The following is a 17,934-nucleotide window of genomic DNA, read 5'->3' on the forward strand; positions in this document are numbered from 1 at the left end:
GGCGTTCCGCCCTCTCAGCCGACAAGCTCGGCGCGCAGCTGGTCGAGGACCTTGCGCAGGATCCGGGACACGTGCATCTGCGAGATGCCGAACTCCGCCGCGATCTCGGCCTGCGTCATGTTGCCGAAGAAGCGCAGGAGCAGGATGTGCTTCTCGCGGGAGGGCAGGGCGTCGATGAGCGGCTTGACCGCCTCGCGGTCGACCATGGTGCTGAGGGTGTCGTCGTCCTCCGGGATGACGTCGCCGAGCGAGGCGGCGTCGTCGTCGGTGCCGAGCGGCGCGTCCAGCGACAGCGTGCTGTAGGCGGCGGAGGCGTCGAGCGTGAGCAGGACGTCCTCCTCGCTGATGTTCATCTTGGCGGCGAGCTCGGCGACCGTCGGCGAGCGGCCGAGCGTCTGGCTGAGATCGGCGACGAGCCGGTTCAGCTCGGAGCGGCGCTCCTGGTAGAGGCGGGGGACGCGGATGGCCCAGGTGCGGTCGCGGAAGTGGCGCTTGACCTCGCCGGTCATCGTGACGACGGCATAGCCGCGGAAGGCGTGGCCGAGGGTCGGGTCGAAGCCGTTGATGGCCTTCATCAGACCCACGTACGCGGCCTGGAGCAGGTCCTCCAGCGGCTCGCCGCGGTAGCGGTAGCGCCGGGCGATCTCCATGGCCAGCGGGCGGTGCATCTCCACGATGCGCTCGCGCAGCCGTTCCCGCACACTGTCGGGGGTGTCGATCCTGACCATCTCGGCCAGGAGCTCTTCGGCGGTCAACTCCTCGAGAACGAGTTCCTGCAGGGCCATCGCTGCTCCTCATATGGGTCGCAGGGCGGCCTCCACCGAAAAAAGCCCATGCAGAGGCACGCCTCGCGTCTAACTTCGAGACGAAAGCCCTCTGCTGGACTTCAGCTTCCAGTATGCCTCATCCCGCGGGGCGTATGCCTCCCCACCGCGGTGACAGTAGGGTTGCCCCGTGACAATGCCGGAGAACGGTGAGGGCTCTGTGGCCGCTCTGAGCCTGACGTCGTCGACCGTGAACGAGATCACTGTGGTCAAGGTCGACGGGGTGCTCGACGCGACGACGCGCGAGCAGTTCGCCGACTACCTGTCCCTGTCGGGCCCGGATCTGATCCTGGACCTGGCCGGAGTGACGTTCATGGACTCGCGCGCCCTGGGGCTGATCGTGCACCAGTGGCAGACAAGCCTGGCCGCCAGTTCCAGGTTCGCCCTGGTGGGGGTCGAGTACTCGAAGTCCAAGGTGATGTGGATCACCGGCCTGGCGCAGCGGCTGCCGCTGTACGACACGCTGGACGACGCACTGGCGGCGTTCGGCTAGCCGGGTGGCGCCCCTCGGCGGCGTGACCATCTGCGGCGCGACCCTCAGCGGCGTGACTTCCGCTGGTGCTCGTCCACGAGCAGCCTGGCCAGGTCGGCCACCTTGACCTGGTGGTGCTGGGAGATCCGGCGCAGCTCCTCGAATGCGGCCTCGGCGGTGCAGCCGCTGGTCTGCATGATGATGCCCTTGGCCTGGTCGATGACGGCCCGGCCGTTGAGCGCCTCCTGGAGCTGGGCGGCGTCGGTGCGGACCTCCTCGAAGTCCCACATGTTCGCCATGGCGACGCCGACCTGCTGGGTCAGCATCTCGGCGAGCGCGTGCGCGGCCACCGGGGAGAACGCGCCGGGCCGTACGGAGTAGAGGCCGACGAGCAGCAACGCGGGGGCGACCTTGATGGGCAGGACGAGGACCGAGCGGACCCCCCAGCGGTTGGCCAGGGCGGCGTAACGGGGCCAGCGGCCCTCATCGAGCACGTCGCCGACCACCACCTGGCCGGCGGTGCGGCGCGCGTCGACGGAGGGTCCCTCCCCCAGGCGGCGCTCCTCCTCGGCCAGTGTGATCAGCTCGCTGTGCGAGCCGGAGACGAGGACGCGCTGGTCGCGCCAGTGCTCGGCCGAGCTGCCCGAGCAGCCGGGGACGCCGTCGGCCAGCGCCGTGGTGAGGCCGCGCAGCACGCTCTCGGTCGAGGTGGCCTCGTCCAGGCGGCCGAGTGCCGCGAGGTCACGCGCGAGGCCGGGGGTGATCATCGTCACGGTCGATTCCATAGCTTCGCCTCCCTACCCCTTATAGCTAGCATTATCCCGCGTGGCGTAGCGTCAGAGCATGACTGTGCCGGACCTCGAACACGCTCTGGACGCGCTCTCGGCGCGCGTCACGTCTCTGCGTGAGGCGAGGACGGCCTACCCGTCCGAACTCGCCCCTACCCTGGACGCCGCGCTCGCCGAGCTCGACACCGCGACCGAGCTGCTGGCCGAGGCGCGCGCCGAGCTGAGCAGGGCCTCCGACAGGCGGCAGGGCGGCAAGAAGGACGGCCCCCAGCGGGAGCTGAAGCTGCTGCGGCAGGTGTTCCGCGCGTTCCCGGTGCCGGTGATCGTGCTGGACGGCGGCGGCGTGGTGCGGCGCGTCAACGGCGAGACCTCACGGGTGCTGGGCAGCCCCGACGGCTATCTCGTGGGCCGCTCGTTCCCGCTGCTGGTGGACGTGTCGCGGCGGGCCGCGTTCCGCTCGCACCTGACGTCGGTGCTGCAGACCGGGCAGCCGGCCGCGTTCGAGACGCGGCTGGCGCACCAGGGACGCACGCACACCGTCCAGCTCGCCCTGACCCGGCTGACGATGCCGGGCGAGCCGCAGCAGATGGTGGCCGCCGTGGCGCTGCCGACCGAGGTGCAGCTCCCGGGCCCGGCGGCGGAGCGGCCGGAGCAGTCCGACGGCGCGCTGCTGATGGCGGCGGCCCGGCGGCAGGACCTGCTGGCCCGCATGGGCGCGCTGCTGCTGGACGAGGAGGCGCTGCGGCAGCCGGTCGCGCTCCCCCGCGCCACGCGGCTGCTGGCGGCCGGCTGGGCCGACTGGGTGATCGCCGACGTCGTCCGCGACGGGCTGCCGCGCCGCTCGGTCGTGGTGGCGCCCAAGGACCATCCTCTCGGCGGGCTGGTACGGCAGGTCGAGGGCGCGGAGCCGGCGGCCGCCCAGGTGGTGGCGCAGGTGCTGGCGCGCGGCTCGGGCCTCGTCCACGAGATGGTGGACGACGAGACGCTGCTCGGCTTCTGCGCGGACGGGCCGCTGCTGACCGCGATGGGCGCGGGCTCGCTGCTGTGCGTGCCGATCGGCACCGGCGACGGCGCGCTGACGCTGGTGCGCGAGCACCACCGGCCGCCGTTCACGCTGGCCGATCTGGGGGTCATGCAGGAGGTGGGGCTGCAGCTCGGGCTCGCCGTACGGGCGCAGCGAAGCTTCCAGCGGCGCTCGCGGGCGGCGGACGCGCTGTCGGCCAGTGTCGCGCCGCGCAACCTACCGGACGTGCCGGGGTACGAGGCGAGCGCCATCTACCATCCGGGCGCCTCGGTGGGGGCGGAGTTCTACGACGTGTTCCCCGTGGAGGGCGGGTGGGGGTTCGCCCTGGGCGGGGCCGTCGGCAAGGGCGAGGAGGCCGCCTCGGTCAGCGCCCTGGTCAGGGGCGGGCTGCGGGTGCTGAGCGCATGGGAGTCCGACCCCGACGTGGTCGTGCGCAAGGTGAACGAGGCCCTGATGAAGCAGGGCTCGGGCATGTTCGTCATGGCGGTGGCGGGGTTCGTGCAGGGGCGGCGGATCCGGCTGTCGTCGGCCGGGCACCATCCGGCGGCGCTGATGCAGCCGGACGGGAGCGTGCGGTTCGCGGCGGGCGGCGGCGTTCCGCTGGGCATCTCACCCGCGGCCGAGACCGCGGTGGAGGAGATCACGGTCGGCATGGGCCAGACCCTGGTGCTCTACTCCGAGGGGCTGGTCTCCTCCCGCAACGAGGCCGGTGAGCCGTACGGCGAGGAGCGGCTGGCGGACGTTCTGGGCCGGTGCGCGGGGCAGTCCCCGGCGACGGTGGTCAAGGCCGTGGAGGCGGACCGCAGCGCGTTCTCGGGTGGCCAGGTGTGGGACGAGATCGTCGTCCTGGCGCTGCGCGGCGTCTGACCTCGCGGTTTCCGCCGGAGCCGGTCCCGGCGTGGTCGGAATTCTTGGAGCTCCAGCGGGTAGTACGCGGTATTTGGGTGAGAAGTCGGTTCTGTCGGGGTTTGCGCGTGGGCCCGTTCCGGGTAAAGTCTTCAGCACAGATATCCGTGCCTAAGACGCAGGCACACCTTGAAGGCTGTTCTTTGTGCTTTCCACCTGAGGTGTGCCATGAATATCGCGATCGTCGCTTCCGTCAACGGCAGCAAGCGCCACCAGATCCACGCCGTAGCCCGCGAGCTGGGGCGTGAGCACCACGTCACGATCTACTCCCGCCGGGACAGCGCCGAGGGCAAGCCCAGGACGCGGGTGGCCCCGGGGGTCACGGTGGAGCACATCGACGTGGGCCCGGCCCAGGACCTGCGGCCTGACGACGTCATGCCGTACCTCAACGAGATCGGCCGTCACCTGACCAGTCGCTGGAGCCAGGAGCGCCCGGACGTGATCCACGCCCACTCCTGGACCGGCGGGCTGGCCGCCGTGGCCGGCGCCAAGGGCCTGGACGTGCCGGTGACGCAGACCTTCCACTCGGTCGACGCCGCCCACATCAAGCTGGAGCGGGCGCTCGGCCGCCGCGCCAACGCGGTCATCGCGGGCTCCAACGACGAGGAGTCGGCGCTGATCCGGCTCGGCGTGCCGCGCAACAACATCGCCATCGTCCCCTACGGCGTCGACACCGAGCGCTTCCACCGCACCGGCCCGGCCGCGACGCGCGGCTCGCACAAGCGGCTGCTGCACGTCGGAGCCCTCTCCCCCGACCGCGGCGTGCACACGATCATCCGGGCCCTGCAGGGCCTGACGGACGTCGAGCTCGTCATCGCCGGCGGGCCGGACCCCGAGCAGCTCGGCGACGACCGGGAGGCGCGCCGCCTGCGGGCCCTGGCCGAGCAGCTCGGCGTGGCCGACCGCGTGACCCTGCTCGGCCAGGTCAAGCGGACCGCCGTCCCCAAGCTCATGCGCGGCGCCGACGCCGTGGTGACCGTCCCCCGCGAGTCCACGACCGGCATTGTCGCCCTGGAGGCCATGGCCTGCGGCGTTCCGGTGATCGCCTCCGCCGTGGGCGCCCACCTCGACTCCGTCATCGACGGCGTGACCGGCCTGCTGGTGCCGCCGGACCGCCCGGCCCAGACCGCCCGCCTGGCCCGCGAGCTGCTCGCGGACGGCACGCTGCGGACCGCGCTCGGCTACGCCGGCGCCGACCGCGCCCGCTCTCGCTACTCCTGGGAGCGCGTCAGCCAGGAGCTCGTCCGCGTGTACGAGGCCGCCTGCGCCTGATCCCCCGGGCCGGACCCGCTCCCCGTGTCCGGCCCGTACGGGACATATGATCCCCCGCATGCTGATTCACCCCTGGGACGCCGGCGACGAGCAGCAGTCCCTCGCCTACGTCAGGGCCAACTCGTTCGGGCAGCTCATCGCCGCCGGCCGGGGCCGCGATCTCCCCGTGGTGGTCCCCACCCAGTTCCTCCTGTACGACGACCGGACGGTTCTCCTCCACCTGGCCCGGCCCAACCCCGTCTGGGCGGCCGTCGAGGAGAACCCGAAGGTGCTCCTGTCCGTCGCCGGCCCCTGGGCGTACATCCCGGGCTCGTGGCGGGCCGAGCCGGGCACCGACCCGGCGCTCGGCGTCCCGACCACCTACTACTCGGCGGTCCAGCTCGCCTGCCACGCCGAGATCGTCGCGGACCCCGAGGGCAAGCTGGAGATCCTCCGGGCCCAGCTCGGCGACCTCGACGCGGAGGCCGGGGACCCCGCCGCCATGCCACGGCTGCTGTCGGGGCTCCAGGGGCTGCGGCTGACCGTCGAGGAGATCCGCGGCAAGTTCAAGTACGACGGCCACAAGGACGCCGGGCACCAGGGCCGGGTGGCGGGGCTCCTGGCCGCGCGGGGCGGCCCCGGCGACGTCTCGGCCCTGCGTCACCTGTCCTGAGAGCCTCGCCGGGAACCTTCCTCAGACGAGCCGGGCGGCCTTGAGGCCCAGGTGGACGGCCAGGCGGTCGTCGCCGTCCGACAGGTCGCGGCCCAGCAGCCGCTCCGCCTTGCCCAGCCGGTAGTAGAGCGTCTGGCGGTGGATGCCCAGCTCGGCCGCCGTCTTCTGGGCGTGGCCGCCGAGGTCGAGGTACGTCTCCACGGTGTGGCCCAGCTCCGGGTCCAGCACGGCGGTCTCGGCCGCCAGCTCCGTCAGGTCGGCCTGGCCGAGGCGGGCCAGCAGCCGGTGCGCGCCCAGGTCCTCCCAGCGGGCGACGGGCGCGAAGCGCGGGAAGTGCTCGGCGATGCGCAGCGCCTGCCGCGCCTCCCGCCAGCTCTGCCACGCCTCCCCCGGGTCACGCCGGGTCGCCCCGATGCCGGCCGCCGTGCCGTACGCGGCCTGGACCGTGCGCGCGACCTCGGCGGCCAGGTGGGCCGGGGCGAGCAGCGCGACCGGCGAGCCGGGCCGGGCCAGCACCCCGCGCGGCAGTGTCCACAGGGCCGCCACCCGCTCCTCCGACTCGCGCACCGCGATCGCCGCGACCGGGCCGAGCACCTCCAGCGAGGCGCCCGCGCGCTCCTCGGGGTCGGCCGAGAGCAGCGCCCGCAGGTCGCGCCCGGCGTCGCGGCGGCCGCGGGCCTCCTGCGCCAGCGCGGCGGCGGCGCGTCCCACCAGCGGCTCGGCCCGCCTCAGCACCTCGTCGGTGAGGCTGCCGGAGTCGAGCAGCCACAGGTAGCCGTAGGTGACGTCCTGGTGCCGCAGCGGCCAGCAGACCCGGGCCAGCACCTTGAGGTCGGCGTCGGCCGGGATGCGCACCGGGTGGCCGGCGCGGGCGATGCCGTACCGTTCGAAGTAGTCGCGGACCTCCGGCGTGGCGCGGCGGCGCAGGATCGACTCCTGCCGCACGGTGTCGATGTCGCCGTGCTGCGCGCCGTACGCGAGCAGGCGGAACGAGCGGTCCTCCAGCGTCGCGGAGGCCCCGAGCAGGCGGGCGAGCTCATCGACGATGTCCTGCAGATCAGCCGAGTTGTCCATGTGTATGACAGCCTGCCACATTGGGCGTTACGAGTGTGGATGGCCCCGGTTGAGCTGCGGTTTTAGGCTGATTACATGCTCGGTCAAGTATTGCTCGCCACGTCCCGGAGCGCGCTGGTGCGCCGCTCCGTGTCCGGTTTCCCGCTCACGCGGAAGGTCGTCGACCGGTTCGTCGCCGGCGAGAGCGTCGAGGAGGCCCGTACGGCCATCCAACGGCTCACCGACGCGAAACTGACCGTGACCGTGGACCATCTCGGCGAGGAGACCCGCGACGCGGGCGCCGCCGCCGCGACCGCCAAGGCGTACGTCACGCTGCTGGAGTCCCTGCGCCCCCTCGGCCTGGGCCCGAGCGCCGAGGTGTCCGTCAAGCTCTCGGCCGTCGGCCAGCGGCTCGACGACGCGATGGCGCTGGACCACGCCCGCGAGATCTGCGCCGCCGCCGACGCGAACGGCTCGACCGTCACCCTCGACATGGAGGACCACACCACCGTCGACTCGACGCTCGGCATCCTGCGCGCGCTGCGCGAGGACCACCCGTCGACGGGCGTGGCGATCCAGGCGTACCTGTTCCGCAGCGTCCAGGACTGCCGCGACCTGGCCGTCGAGGGCAGCCGGGTGCGGCTGGTCAAGGGCGCCTACCGGGAGCCCGCCTCGGTCGCCCACCAGAGCAAGGGCGACGTCGACCGGGCGTACGTGCGATGCCTGCGCATCCTCATGGCGGGGAAGGGGTATCCCATGGTGGCGACGCACGACGACCGGCTGATCGCCGTCACCGAGCTGCTCGCCGACCGGTTCGGCCGCTCCGTCGGGGACTACGAGTACCAGATGCTCTACGGCATCCGGACCGACCGGCAGGAGGCCCTGGCGGGGGCCGGCCACACGGTCCGCGTCTACGTCCCGTACGGCGACGACTGGTACGGCTACTTCATGCGCCGCCTGGCCGAGCGCCCGGCCAACGTCGCCTTCTTCCTTCGTGCCCTTGGGGGTAAGTAAATGGACGCCATCACCAACGTGCCCACGCCGGCCAACGAGCGGGTGTACTCCTACGCGCCGGGCAGCGCCGAGCGCTCCACGCTGGAGAACCGGATCAAGGAGCTGTCCGGGGCGTCGATCGACCTCACGATGACGATCGGCGGCCGGCAGCGGATGGGCGGCGGCGCCCCGATCGACGTGGTGCAGCCGCACAACAAGGCGGCCGTGCTCGGCCGCACCCACGACGCCACCGTCCAGGACGTCGAGGAGGCCGTCTCCACCGCGCTCGCGGCCGCCCCCGCGTGGCGGGCGCTGTCGTTCGACGAGCGGGCGGCGATCTTCCTCAAGGCCGCGGACCTGCTGGCCGGGCCGTGGCGGGCGACGCTGAACGCCGCGACCATGCTCGGGCAGTCCAAGTCGGCGCAGCAGGCGGAGATCGACTCCGCGTGCGAGCTGATCGACTTCCTGCGGTTCAACGTGGCGTACGCGCGGCAGCTGTACACCGACCAGCCCGCGTCGTCGCCGGGTGTGTGGAACCGGATGGAGTACCGGCCGCTCGAAGGCTTCGTGCTGGCGATCACGCCGTTCAACTTCACCGCCATCGCCGGGAACCTGCCGACCTCCGCCGCCCTCATGGGCAATGTCGTCGTCTGGAAGCCGTCGCCCACGCAGCAGTTCGCGGCGCACTTCACGATGCGGCTGCTGGAGGAGGCCGGCCTGCCGCCCGGTGTGATCAACATGGTCACGGGCAACGGCCAGGCCGTCTCCGAGGTGGCGCTGGCCCACCCCGCCCTCGCGGGCATCCACTTCACCGGCTCGACCGCGACGTTCCAGCACCTGTGGAAGACGGTCGGCACGAACATCGGCTCCTACCGGAGCTACCCGCGCCTCGTCGGCGAGACCGGCGGCAAGGACTTCGTGCTCGCCCACCCGTCGGCCGACCTCGGCGCGCTCCAGACCGCGCTGATCAGGGGCGCCTTCGAGTACCAGGGCCAGAAGTGCTCGGCCGCGTCGCGGGCGTACGTGCCGCGCTCGCTCTGGACGCGCATGCGCGACGAGTTCGTGGCCGTGGCCGAGTCCCTGACCGTGGGCGACGTCACGGGCGACCTGTCGACGTTCATGGGCGCCGTGATCGACGAGCGGGCCTTCGCCAAGCACAAGGCCGCCATCGACCGCGCCCGCCAGGCGTCCCATGTGGACGTGCTCACCGGCTCCTACGACGACTCCGCCGGCTACTTCGTCAAGCCGACCGTCATGGAGTGCGCCGACCCGACGGACGAGGTCTTCGTCAAGGAGTACTTCGGCCCGATCCTCGGCGTCCACGTCTACGACGACGGCGACTTCGACCGGGTGCTCGACCAGATGGAGTCCGTCTCGCCGTACGCGCTGACCGGCTCGCTCATCGCCCAGGACCGCTACGCGATCGCCTCGGCCTCGGAGCGGCTGCGCTTCTCGGCGGGCAACTTCTACGTCAACGACAAGCCGACGGGCGCGGTCGTGGGCCAGCAGCCGTTCGGCGGCGCCCGCTCCTCGGGCACCAACGACAAGGCGGGCTCGATCTTCAACCTGATCCGCTGGGTGAACGCCCGCACGGTCAAGGAGACGTTCGTGCCGCCGGTCATCACCGGCCCGTACCGCGGCGACGTCCCGCAGTCGGGCGCCGAGCAGCCTGACCTGAAGCGCCTCGGCTACTAGCAGCCTCGGTCTCCAACAGGCTCGGCTGCGGATCGGCCTGCCCCGACGCCGTCAGCCGACAATCCCCGGGACTCGTCCACCGAGTCCCGGGGATCTCTCTTTCCAGGGGTCAGGGCCTGGGCAGGGGGATGATCCTGCGGAACTTGGCGCCGGGTGACTGCTGCGGCGGTTCGCCGGCGCGTTCGAGGGTGATGTCACCGGCCTTGTGCTCGGTGAGCAGCCGGGTGATCTCGTCGCGCACGGTCTCCCACACGCGGTCGGTGTCGGCGGCGTCGCCGGACCGCAGGCGGACGCGCAGGGTGGTGTCCGCGGTCTGGAGGATCTGGAACTGGTCGACGCCGGGTATCCGGTCCAGCAGAGCGCCGAACAGCATGGGCGAGAGGCTGACGTGCTCGCCGCGCTCGGTGGGGAAGGTGAGCAGGTCGGCGGCGCGGCCCTGCACGCGGATGGCCGGGAGCGGGCTGCCGCACGGGCAGGGGTCGGGGCGGAGCAGGACGCTGTCCCCCAGGTCGTAGCGCAGGATCGGCTGGACCCGGTTGGCGAGGTTGCTCACCAGGACCGTGTGCGACTGGACACCCGGCGGGACAGGCCGGTGGTCGGCGTCGACCGGCTCCAGCACGGCCCAGTCGCTGTTGACGTGGTACCAGCCGTGCGCGCAGCCGGAGCTGAGGAATCCGCACTCGGTGGAGGCGTAGGCGGCGCGCACCTTGGCCTGGAACGCGGCGGCGATCCGCTCCCGGGCCCCCGGGGTCAACGTCTCGCCGCCGGGGATGACGATCGCCGGGCGGACGCGCAGACGGCCCGCCTCCTGCTCCCCGGCCAGCAGCGTGAGCATGCCCGTGAAGCCGGCGATGCTCGCGGGGTCGTACCGGTTGAGCTCGTCGACCAGCCCCGCCATCGGCTGGTCGATCGAGAAGATCCGCATCATCCGCGCGAGCCACGGCCGGTCCAGGCCGAACCGGACCGTCGCCGCGACGGTGGAGAAGTGGCCGCCGGGCGCGGTGACGACGGCGGTCCGGCCGGCGCGGGCGAGGGTCCGGAGGACATCGCGGGCCGACAGCCCGCCGACGCGCACGCCGAGCGCGGTGCGCACGGCCAGGTCGCGGTCGTCCATCACGAAGAGGCCACGCAGGCCGCTGGTGCCGGAGGTGGTCGCCACCAGGTACCGGCCCTGGAACCGCTGCCCCACGAGGCCAGGGTCGGCCACGAACGCCTCCACCCGCTCCAGGGTCACCTCGCGGTCGGTGACCCAGTCGTCGAAGGCGGCCATCAGCGTCTTCTTGCCGGTGACCGGCAGCAGCGCCGGGTCGTCGACGTGCTCCGGCAGGTCCTGGTACAGCGCGCGGTAGTAGGGCGAGCGGGCGCGGGCGTGGGCCACCATCCGGGCCAGGCGGTCGCGCTGCCGCCGTGCGATCCCCCCGGGGCCGTCCCGCATGACGCGCCGTGCGTCGCGGGCGAGGTGCCGGATGCTCTCTTGTCCGTCCATGACGAGCCGATCCTCTCTCGTACCTGGTCTCATGGGCTCTCGGTGGGCCGCCGCACCGAGAGCAGGCCGTGCATGGCGAGGCCGAGGCCCTGACCGGCGGCCTCCCACAGCTCGTCCTGCGAGCGGCCGAGCCGGACACTGGTCAGGCTCGCCTGCTGGATCGCGCCCATCACGGACCCGATCATCGCCGCCGCGGTGATCGGATCCAGCCCGGGGAACGCCTTCAGCAGCTCGCCGGCGACCCGTTGCTGCAGGTCCTGCAGCAGGTAGAGCCCCTTGGCCTGCAGTGCCGGCGTCGTCAGGGCCAGCCGGGCCGCCGCCGGCAGCTCCTCGGGCTCCCTGAGCGGAGCCTTGGGCCGGCGGTGGGCGGCGTACTCCTGGAACGCCCTCGCCAGCACCTCGCCCGGGCTCTCGTGCGGCCGGCGCCGCGCGATCGCCCCGAGCAGCACGTCGACGTCCTGTCCGATGTCGACGAACAGGACGTCGTCCTTGGTACGGAAGTAGTTGAAGAAGGTCTTGGGGTCCACGTCCGCCGCCGCGGCGATCTGCGCCACCGTGGTCCGCTCGTACCCCTGCTCCTCGAACAGCTTGATGGCGGCCAGGACGATCCGCCGCCGGGTCTCGCGCTTCTTCCGTTCACGCCGCGACTCCTGCATGGCGACAATGTACGTCCGATGGAAACTTCCAGCAACTGGAAAATTCCATTTGCTGGCCTCGACGCGCGGCCGCTCCCGGCAGGAACAAGATCGCGTCAAAAGTTCGCCGGTCGGCCGGTGTCACGTCCCGGCCGGTCGTCCCGCCGGGTGAACCTGCCATGCGGTGCCAGTGCCGGTTGCCCGGTGCTGGTGGACGGAGGCGGTTTCCGCCCGACGAGAGGAACATCACCATGAGGCACATCCGCGGGATGTGTTACCCGGTCGCCGCGCTGGCGGCGATGGCCCTGCCACTGACGCTGTCCCCTGCGGTGCTGGCCGACACCGCGCCGGCGGCCGGCACCCACGCCGGACCGGCCCGGGTGGCCGCGCCGGATCCGGCCTCCTGCCCCGAGCGGGTGGCGTTGGTCAACGGTGGCTTCGAGCAGCCCGTCATCACCGGCGCGCCGTGGCTCTCGTTCCCCGACGCCACGCAGAACCGCCCGAACTCGGTGCCGGGCTGGCGGACGACCGCCTCCGACCACCTGATCGAGCTCTGGAGCACCCGGATGGGCGTCCCGCCCCTCGAGGGGGGCCAGTTCGCCGAGCTGAACGCGACCCAGGTCGCCACCCTGTACCAGGACCACGCGACCACGCCGGGGCAGAAGCTGTACTGGCGGCTGTCCCACCGCGGGCGCTCCGGCACCGACACGATGGCACTGGACATCGGCGATCCGGCCGGCCCGGCGCAGCAGGCGACCATGTCGGACGGCACCACGAAGTGGGGCACCTACTCCGGCGTCTACACCGTGCCCGCCGGCCAGACGACCACCAGGTTCGCCTTCCGCTCCCTCTCCGCCGCCGGAGGGAGCCGTAGCGTGGGCAACTTCCTCGACGACGTCTTCTTCGGCACCGCGCCGTGCGTCATCGTGACCAAGACCGCGAGCCCGCAGGGGCCGGTCGACGTGGGCGACGTGATCACCTACCGGCTGACCGCGGTCAACAAGGGCGGCGGCGTGGCCGAGAACGTCCGGCTGAGCGACGCCGTCCCGCCGGGCACCTCCCTGGTGCCCGGCTCGCTCCAGGTCGTGAGCGGCCCGAACGCCGGCGCCAAGACCGACGGGGCCGGCGACGACCAGGCCGCGTTCGACCCGGGCACCGGGAAGATCGCCTTCACACTGGGCAACGGCGCGACGGCCACGGCCGGGGGCAGCCTGCCCAACAGCGACATCCTGCCCGGCGGCACCACCGTGGAGTTCCGGGTCAAGGTCGGCGTGGCCGCCGCGGGCAAGCGGGTGACCAACCAGGGCACGGTCACCTACGACAACCGGCTCGGCCCCCAGCCCGAGCCGCTGACCTCCACCAGCGGTGACACCGTCACCGAGGTCAACCCGGCCGTCGACCTGAGCGTGGTCAAGTCGGCCGAGCAGGTCCGGGTCTCCGTCGGCGGGATGGTCGCCTACCACGTGACCGTCCGCAACGCCGGGCCGAACGACGCGACCGGCGTCGTCGTCAAGGACGCACTCCCGGCCGGGCTCGCCCTCCTGTCGGCGACGCCGTCCACCGGCACGTACGCCGGCGGGGCCTGGACGGTGGGCACGCTCGCCGCCGGCGCCACGGCCACCCTGGTCGTCCAGGCCAAGGCCACCACGGTCGCCGAGACCGTCAACACCGCCACGGCCGGCAGCAAGGAGATGGAGCTCGACCCGTCGAACAACAGCGACTCCGTCAAGGTCTGCGTCGACCCCGCGCCCGCCTGCCCGTACTGCAACCCGGAGAAGGAGCAGAAGGAGCTGAAGGCGCAGGGCTGAACCGCTCTGACGCCGGCCTGGTCTACAGGTCCAGGACGACGTCCTCGCGCGGGCGGGAGCAGCAGATGAGCGCGTCGCCCTCGGCGGGCGCGTCGAGCGGCTCGGGCGAGTAGGCGACGCTTCCGGCCAGCAGCCCGCTCTCGCAGCTGTGGCAGACGCCTGTCCGGCACGACCAGCGGGTGGGCACGTCGCAGGCCTCCGCCAGCTCCAGCAGGCTCGCGTACGCGCTGCTCCAGCTCACCGTCAGGCCGCTGCGCGCGAAGGAGACCACCGGCCCGTCACCCGGCGGGCCGGTGGGCGGGTGGACCGGCCGCTCCGCAGCGGCCGCGACGCCCGGCGTCAGCGCGGGGCCGGCGCCGAAGACCTCCGTGTGGACGTGGGACGGCGCTAGCTCCGAGGCCGCGAGCGCGCCGGGGAGCTCGCGCATCAGCGCGGGAGGGCCGCACACGTAGGCGTCGGCGCCGTGTGGCACGCCGAGGTCGCGGAGCAGGCCGGCGGAGATCCGGCCCGCGGCGTCGTAGTCGCGCCCCTCCCGGTCACCGGGCGCCGGGCGGCTGTAGGAGACGTGCCGGTGGGCGTTGGGGAGCCGGCCCAGCAGGGTGCGGCTCTCCTCGGCGAAGGGATGCTCGGTGCCGTCGCGGGCGCCGTACACCCACCACACCTCCCGCGTGGAGCGGCCGGCGGCCAGCGCGTGCAGCATGGCGAGGACGGGCGTGACGCCGATGCCGGCCGAGATCAGCAGGACGGGGCCGTCGCCGGCCGTGAGGGTGAAGGCGCCGCGCGGGGCGGCGCAGTCGAGCAGGTCCCCGGCCCGCAGACGGGCTCGCAGCCATCCGCTGGCGGCCCCGTGCGGTTCCCGCTTGATGCTGAGGCGGTACTCCCCGCGGTCCGGCGGGCCCGACAGCGAGTAGCTGCGGACGAGCGCCGGCCCGCCGCCGGGCCGCAGCCGTACGGTGAGGAACTGGCCGGGCAGCGCCGCGGGGACCGGCGTGCCGTCGGGGGCGGTCAGGGTCACGGAGAACACGCCGGCGCTCTCCGCGTCGATCCGCCTGACCCGGAGCGGCCGGAATCCGGGCCAGGCCGGGGGTGGTGCGGCGGCGGGAGCCAGCCCCGCGTTGCCGGCCGGCGCGCCGGAAACGCCGGCCTGGTCGAGCAGCGCCCGCAGCGACGCCTTCCAGCCGGGGCTGAGCGCGGGGATGCGCAGCGCCCGGACGAGGTCGTCGCGGGGGTGGCCCGGCAGGTACAGGAGCGCGTCGATGTCCGCGACCGTCATCTCCTCGGGGCCGGAGGCGACCTTGACGATCTCCTGCCCCGCCTCCACCCGCCCCTCGGCGAGGACCTTCAGGTAGAAACCGGGACGCCGGTGGGCCACCAGCAGGGCGGCCATCCGCGGCTCCCCCATCCGCAGCCCCACCCGGTAGCAGGTGACGCGCGGCTGGGTGACCTCGAAGAGCGCCTCCCCCACCCGGAACCTGTCGCCGATGCAGACCTCGTCGTCGGGCAGCCCGTCGACGGTGAAGTTCTCGCCGAACTGCCCGTAGGCGAAGTCGTCGCGGCGCAGGTGCTCCTGCCAGTGGCGGTAGGAGTCGAGCTGGTACACCAGGACGGCGCGGTACTCACCGCCGTGCCCGGCGAGATCGCCCTGGCCGTCGCCCTCGACATTGAGCCGCCGCACCATCCGGGGGCCGGTCACGGCCCGCTTCCACACGCCGGTGCGCACCGTCCTGCCCTGCCAGGCGACGTCCTGGGGAAGGCCCACGTTGACCGACACCAGCTTGGCCATGGCTCTCCCTACTTCGCCCCCGCGGCGTCCTCGATCGTCTTCGCGACCGCGGCGGGGCGCGAGAGCATCACGACATGTGAGGCTCCCTTGACCTCGACGGTCTCCTTGGCGCCGGCCCGCTTGGCCATGAACGCGTGGACGGCCGGCGGGATGTTCTTGTCCCGCTCCCCGTAGACGAACCAGGAGGGGATCGTCTTCCACGCGGGCGCGCCGGTGGCCGGCTCGCCGAGCGCGGCCTCCGTGACGGGGCGCTGGGCGACGGCCATCAGCCTGGCCTGCCCCTCCGGCAGGTCGGCGGCGAACTGCTTCCAGAACCTGCTCTGCCGGATGTAGAGGTCGGCGCCGCCGCCGGGGATCCGCACCGGAGGCGTCAGCGCGGGGCCGAGCGTGCTGCCGGGGAACCGGCCCGACAGCTTCAGGGCGCTCTCCCCGGCGGCCGGGGCGAAGCCGGCCACGTAGACGAGACTCTTGACGTTCTTGGCGCCGGCCGCGGCCTGGGTGATCACCATCCCGCCGTACGAGTGCCCGACGAGCACGACGGGGCCCTTGACCGTGCCGAGGACGGAGGACACGTAGGCGGCGTCGCTCTTGACGCCGCGCAGCGGGTTGGCGACGGCGATCGCCGGATAACCGTCCGCGGCCAGCCGGGACACGACCCCGTTCCAGCTGGAGGAGTCGGCGAACGCCCCGTGGACGAACACGATGGTCGGCCGCGCGGGCTGACGGCCCTCCGCCGCGGCGTCGGCCGACGCCGCCGGGACGAGCGCGGAGCACCACGGGAGGAGGAGAGGGGCGACGGCCGTCGCGATCAGCCACGGGATGCCGCGGCGGGAAGTCGTCGTGCCGGGGACGTCGTGGTGCTCCATGGGTCGCTCCTCTTCGGTTCCGGGTGGGGTGTCGAGGGCCCAAAACCGAACGTACAGAACGTATGGTCATAAAACGGTCAGCTCATCGGCGGGAGGGCGGGCATGGAGATCCCCGGCACCCGTGCGGCGGGTTCCGGGGATCTCGTGCGCTCGGTGCTCCGGACGAGCTAGACGGCGCCCTGCACCATCTCGCGGAGCTGGGCCTCCTCCTCGTGGCTGAGCGACGTCTGGAGGACGTTCCCGCCGAAGGGCTTGATCTCCGGGATGACCTTGTCCGGGGTGCTCCGGACGACCAGGACGAACAGCGCGGCCATGCCGGGCTCCAGCCGGTCGGAGACCTGGCGCATGAAGTCGTCGTTGACGCCGACGTCGGCCATCGCGCCGCCGGCGGCACCGGTGGCGGCGCCCAGGGCCATGCCGAACAGCGGCATGAAGAACAGCAGCCCGATCAGGCCGCCCCAGAGGGCGCCGCTGGCCGCCCCCATGCCGGCCATGTTGCTGGCCTGGTGCATCTTGATCTTGCCGTCCCGCCGGCGCTCGACGACGGCGACGTCCTCCATCGTGATCAGGTTCTGACGCTGGAGGTCGAGCAGGCGATCACGCACCGCTGTGGCGGTGGCGACGTCGGGATAGGAAATGACGATGAGGTTGCTCATGATTCATCCTTTGAACGGCTGCCTGGGAAGCTTTCCCGACGCCGTCTCGGTATATAGCCATAAAGAGGTAAAACGACCCAATTGATGCCATGCGCCGAACTTTCCGGCCGATAGAGTTTTTTGCATGTCGTGCGGAATTCGACGGAGGCGTCACCGGGGGGACTGAGCAGCCGATGTGCAGATGGATGGCGTACTGCGGAGATCCCGTTCTCGCCGGGGCCCTGCTGTTCCAGCCGGTTCACTCGCTCATCGAGCAGAGCCTGCGCTCCCGGCTCGGGCACACGACCACCAACGGCGACGGTTACGGCATCGGGTGGTACGGCGAGGGGCCGGCGCCCGCCGTGTTCAAGAGCATCCTGCCGGCCTGGAACGACGAGAACCTCCGGGAGATCGCCGGGCAGATCCGCACACCCCTGCTGTTCGCGCACGTCCGCGCCTCGACCGGCAGCCCCGTGCAGCGCAGCAACTGCCATCCGTTCGCGTACGGACGCTGGCTGTGGATGCACAACGGGCACGTGGAGGGATTCCCGCAGCTCAAGCGCGATCTGTCGCTGGCGGTGGACCCGGCGCTCTATCCCGAGATCGAGGGCTCGACCGACTCCGAGCTGCTGTTCTTCCTGGCCCTCACCTTCGGCCTGGCCGACGACCCGCCGGGCGCGGTCGCCCGCGCCGTCGGCCTGGTGGAGGAGCTCGCCCGTCGCCACGGCATCCTCCAGCCGGTCCAGATGACCGTGGCCACGAGCGACGGCGAGTCCGTCTGGATCTTCCGTTACTCCAGTGAGGGACAAACCCGGACGCTGTTCTACTCCACCGACATCTCCCAGCTCCGGGAGCTCCACCCGGAGCTGGCGAGCCTGCGGCGGCTGGGGGCCCGGGCGCGCTTCGTCGTCTCGGAGCCGCTGCTCGACCTCACGGGCGCGTGGAACGAGCTGCCCGAGAGCTCCTGGGCGCTGATCCGCGACGGGCGGTACGAGATCAGCGCCTTCGACCCGGTGGCCGGCCTGTAGAACCCGCCAGTAGA

At 72.4% G+C, this 17,934-nt stretch carries 16 protein-coding genes; 8 read left to right on the forward strand and 8 right to left on the reverse strand.

Going from position 1 to position 17,934, the window contains the following annotated elements:
• Positions 1–14 precede the first annotated feature (14 nt).
• Positions 15–785 (reverse strand): SigB/SigF/SigG family RNA polymerase sigma factor, encoded by a 771-nt coding sequence (locus tag ACIBG4_RS01680; protein WP_397200215.1) that lies wholly within the window; start codon positions 783–785, stop codon positions 15–17.
• A gap of 175 nt (positions 786–960) precedes the next feature.
• Between ACIBG4_RS01680 and ACIBG4_RS01685 the strand changes: the two genes are divergently transcribed.
• Entirely contained in the window at positions 961–1,317 is a 357-nt protein-coding gene (locus ACIBG4_RS01685; protein ID WP_310711942.1) for an STAS domain-containing protein, read from the forward strand.
• Between the two features lie 44 nt (positions 1,318–1,361).
• On the opposite strand, the gene ACIBG4_RS01690 is transcribed toward ACIBG4_RS01685, so the two are convergent.
• On the reverse strand, positions 1,362–2,081 hold the full coding sequence (locus ACIBG4_RS01690; protein ID WP_397200216.1) for an ANTAR domain-containing protein: 720 nt from the start codon (positions 2,079–2,081) through the stop codon (positions 1,362–1,364).
• A gap of 58 nt (positions 2,082–2,139) precedes the next feature.
• Between ACIBG4_RS01690 and ACIBG4_RS01695 the strand changes: the two genes are divergently transcribed.
• The 3 genes from ACIBG4_RS01695 (at position 2,140) to ACIBG4_RS01705 (ending at position 5,938) form a co-directional block, all read left to right on the forward strand.
• A complete protein-coding gene (locus tag ACIBG4_RS01695; RefSeq protein WP_397200217.1) occupies positions 2,140–3,975 on the forward strand; it encodes a SpoIIE family protein phosphatase in 1,836 nt (611 codons plus the stop codon).
• A gap of 207 nt (positions 3,976–4,182) precedes the next feature.
• Positions 4,183–5,286 carry a glycosyltransferase gene (locus ACIBG4_RS01700; RefSeq protein WP_397200218.1) on the forward strand — a complete coding sequence of 368 codons (1,104 nt, stop codon included), beginning with the start codon at positions 4,183–4,185 and terminating at the stop codon, positions 5,284–5,286.
• A 58-nt stretch (positions 5,287–5,344) separates the two neighbouring features.
• Positions 5,345–5,938, forward strand: a complete 594-nt coding sequence (locus tag ACIBG4_RS01705; protein WP_397200219.1) for an FMN-binding negative transcriptional regulator — start codon at positions 5,345–5,347, stop codon at positions 5,936–5,938.
• A 21-nt stretch (positions 5,939–5,959) separates the two neighbouring features.
• Here ACIBG4_RS01705 and ACIBG4_RS01710 read toward each other — a convergent pair whose 3' ends face one another.
• A complete protein-coding gene (locus tag ACIBG4_RS01710) occupies positions 5,960–7,012 on the reverse strand; it encodes a helix-turn-helix domain-containing protein (protein ID WP_310711839.1) in 1,053 nt (350 codons plus the stop codon).
• A 75-nt stretch (positions 7,013–7,087) separates the two neighbouring features.
• On the opposite strand from ACIBG4_RS01710, the gene ACIBG4_RS01715 reads away from it, so the two are divergent.
• Together ACIBG4_RS01715 and pruA are read left to right on the forward strand one after the other, a co-directional pair.
• A complete protein-coding gene (locus tag ACIBG4_RS01715; protein ID WP_397200220.1) occupies positions 7,088–8,005 on the forward strand; it encodes a proline dehydrogenase family protein in 918 nt (305 codons plus the stop codon).
• A complete protein-coding gene (gene pruA / locus ACIBG4_RS01720) occupies positions 8,006–9,679 on the forward strand; it encodes an L-glutamate gamma-semialdehyde dehydrogenase (protein WP_310711841.1) in 1,674 nt (557 codons plus the stop codon).
• A gap of 109 nt (positions 9,680–9,788) precedes the next feature.
• Here the strand turns inward: pruA and ACIBG4_RS01725 are convergent, their stop codons facing one another.
• Together ACIBG4_RS01725 and ACIBG4_RS01730 are read right to left on the reverse strand one after the other, a co-directional pair.
• The gene (locus tag ACIBG4_RS01725) at positions 9,789–11,165 is read right to left on the reverse strand and encodes a phenylacetate--CoA ligase family protein (protein ID WP_397200221.1); all 1,377 of its coding nucleotides are present in this window, start codon (positions 11,163–11,165) and stop codon (positions 9,789–9,791) included.
• Between the two features lie 29 nt (positions 11,166–11,194).
• A complete protein-coding gene (locus ACIBG4_RS01730) occupies positions 11,195–11,821 on the reverse strand; it encodes a TetR/AcrR family transcriptional regulator (protein ID WP_397200222.1) in 627 nt (208 codons plus the stop codon).
• A gap of 230 nt (positions 11,822–12,051) precedes the next feature.
• On the opposite strand from ACIBG4_RS01730, the gene ACIBG4_RS01735 reads away from it, so the two are divergent.
• The gene (locus tag ACIBG4_RS01735; RefSeq protein ID WP_397200223.1) at positions 12,052–13,608 is read left to right on the forward strand and encodes a hypothetical protein; all 1,557 of its coding nucleotides are present in this window, start codon (positions 12,052–12,054) and stop codon (positions 13,606–13,608) included.
• A gap of 22 nt (positions 13,609–13,630) precedes the next feature.
• On the opposite strand, the gene ACIBG4_RS01740 is transcribed toward ACIBG4_RS01735, so the two are convergent.
• The 3 genes from ACIBG4_RS01740 to ACIBG4_RS01750 form a co-directional block, all read right to left on the reverse strand.
• Complete coding sequence (locus ACIBG4_RS01740) at positions 13,631–15,391, reverse strand: MOSC domain-containing protein (protein ID WP_397200224.1); 1,761 nt, start codon at positions 15,389–15,391, stop codon at positions 13,631–13,633.
• A gap of 8 nt (positions 15,392–15,399) precedes the next feature.
• Positions 15,400–16,257 carry an alpha/beta fold hydrolase gene (locus ACIBG4_RS01745; protein WP_397200225.1) on the reverse strand — a complete coding sequence of 286 codons (858 nt, stop codon included), beginning with the start codon at positions 16,255–16,257 and terminating at the stop codon, positions 15,400–15,402.
• Between the two features lie 167 nt (positions 16,258–16,424).
• Positions 16,425–16,913 carry a DUF1269 domain-containing protein gene (locus ACIBG4_RS01750; RefSeq protein ID WP_397200226.1) on the reverse strand — a complete coding sequence of 163 codons (489 nt, stop codon included), beginning with the start codon at positions 16,911–16,913 and terminating at the stop codon, positions 16,425–16,427.
• 185 nt (positions 16,914–17,098) lie between these two features.
• On the opposite strand from ACIBG4_RS01750, the gene ACIBG4_RS01755 reads away from it, so the two are divergent.
• Positions 17,099–17,920: a class II glutamine amidotransferase gene (locus tag ACIBG4_RS01755; protein WP_397200227.1), complete on the forward strand. Its 822-nt coding sequence runs from the start codon at positions 17,099–17,101 to the stop codon at positions 17,918–17,920.
• Positions 17,921–17,934: the final 14 nt, after the last annotated feature.

Source organism: Nonomuraea sp. NPDC050383 (genome assembly GCF_044459125.1).
Lineage (GTDB): Bacteria > Actinomycetota > Actinomycetes > Streptosporangiales > Streptosporangiaceae > Nonomuraea.

What these genes read in the sequence shown, in the direction of transcription:
- ACIBG4_RS01680 (WP_397200215.1), bottom strand. Translation starts at nt 785, where the DNA reads ATGGCCCTGCAGGAACTCGTTCTCGAGGAGTTGACCGCCGAAGAGCTC.
- ACIBG4_RS01685 (WP_310711942.1), top strand. Translation starts at nt 961, where the DNA reads ATGCCGGAGAACGGTGAGGGCTCTGTGGCCGCTCTGAGCCTGACGTCG.
- ACIBG4_RS01690 (WP_397200216.1), bottom strand. Translation starts at nt 2,081, where the DNA reads ATGGAATCGACCGTGACGATGATCACCCCCGGCCTCGCGCGTGACCTC.
- ACIBG4_RS01695 (WP_397200217.1), top strand. Translation starts at nt 2,140, where the DNA reads ATGACTGTGCCGGACCTCGAACACGCTCTGGACGCGCTCTCGGCGCGC.
- ACIBG4_RS01700 (WP_397200218.1), top strand. Translation starts at nt 4,183, where the DNA reads ATGAATATCGCGATCGTCGCTTCCGTCAACGGCAGCAAGCGCCACCAG.
- ACIBG4_RS01705 (WP_397200219.1), top strand. Translation starts at nt 5,345, where the DNA reads ATGCTGATTCACCCCTGGGACGCCGGCGACGAGCAGCAGTCCCTCGCC.
- ACIBG4_RS01710 (WP_310711839.1), bottom strand. Translation starts at nt 7,012, where the DNA reads ATGGACAACTCGGCTGATCTGCAGGACATCGTCGATGAGCTCGCCCGC.
- ACIBG4_RS01715 (WP_397200220.1), top strand. Translation starts at nt 7,088, where the DNA reads ATGCTCGGTCAAGTATTGCTCGCCACGTCCCGGAGCGCGCTGGTGCGC.
- pruA (WP_310711841.1), top strand. Translation starts at nt 8,006, where the DNA reads ATGGACGCCATCACCAACGTGCCCACGCCGGCCAACGAGCGGGTGTAC.
- ACIBG4_RS01725 (WP_397200221.1), bottom strand. Translation starts at nt 11,165, where the DNA reads ATGGACGGACAAGAGAGCATCCGGCACCTCGCCCGCGACGCACGGCGC.
- ACIBG4_RS01730 (WP_397200222.1), bottom strand. Translation starts at nt 11,821, where the DNA reads ATGCAGGAGTCGCGGCGTGAACGGAAGAAGCGCGAGACCCGGCGGCGG.
- ACIBG4_RS01735 (WP_397200223.1), top strand. Translation starts at nt 12,052, where the DNA reads ATGAGGCACATCCGCGGGATGTGTTACCCGGTCGCCGCGCTGGCGGCG.
- ACIBG4_RS01740 (WP_397200224.1), bottom strand. Translation starts at nt 15,391, where the DNA reads ATGGCCAAGCTGGTGTCGGTCAACGTGGGCCTTCCCCAGGACGTCGCC.
- ACIBG4_RS01745 (WP_397200225.1), bottom strand. Translation starts at nt 16,257, where the DNA reads ATGGAGCACCACGACGTCCCCGGCACGACGACTTCCCGCCGCGGCATC.
- ACIBG4_RS01750 (WP_397200226.1), bottom strand. Translation starts at nt 16,913, where the DNA reads ATGAGCAACCTCATCGTCATTTCCTATCCCGACGTCGCCACCGCCACA.
- ACIBG4_RS01755 (WP_397200227.1), top strand. Translation starts at nt 17,099, where the DNA reads ATGGCGTACTGCGGAGATCCCGTTCTCGCCGGGGCCCTGCTGTTCCAG.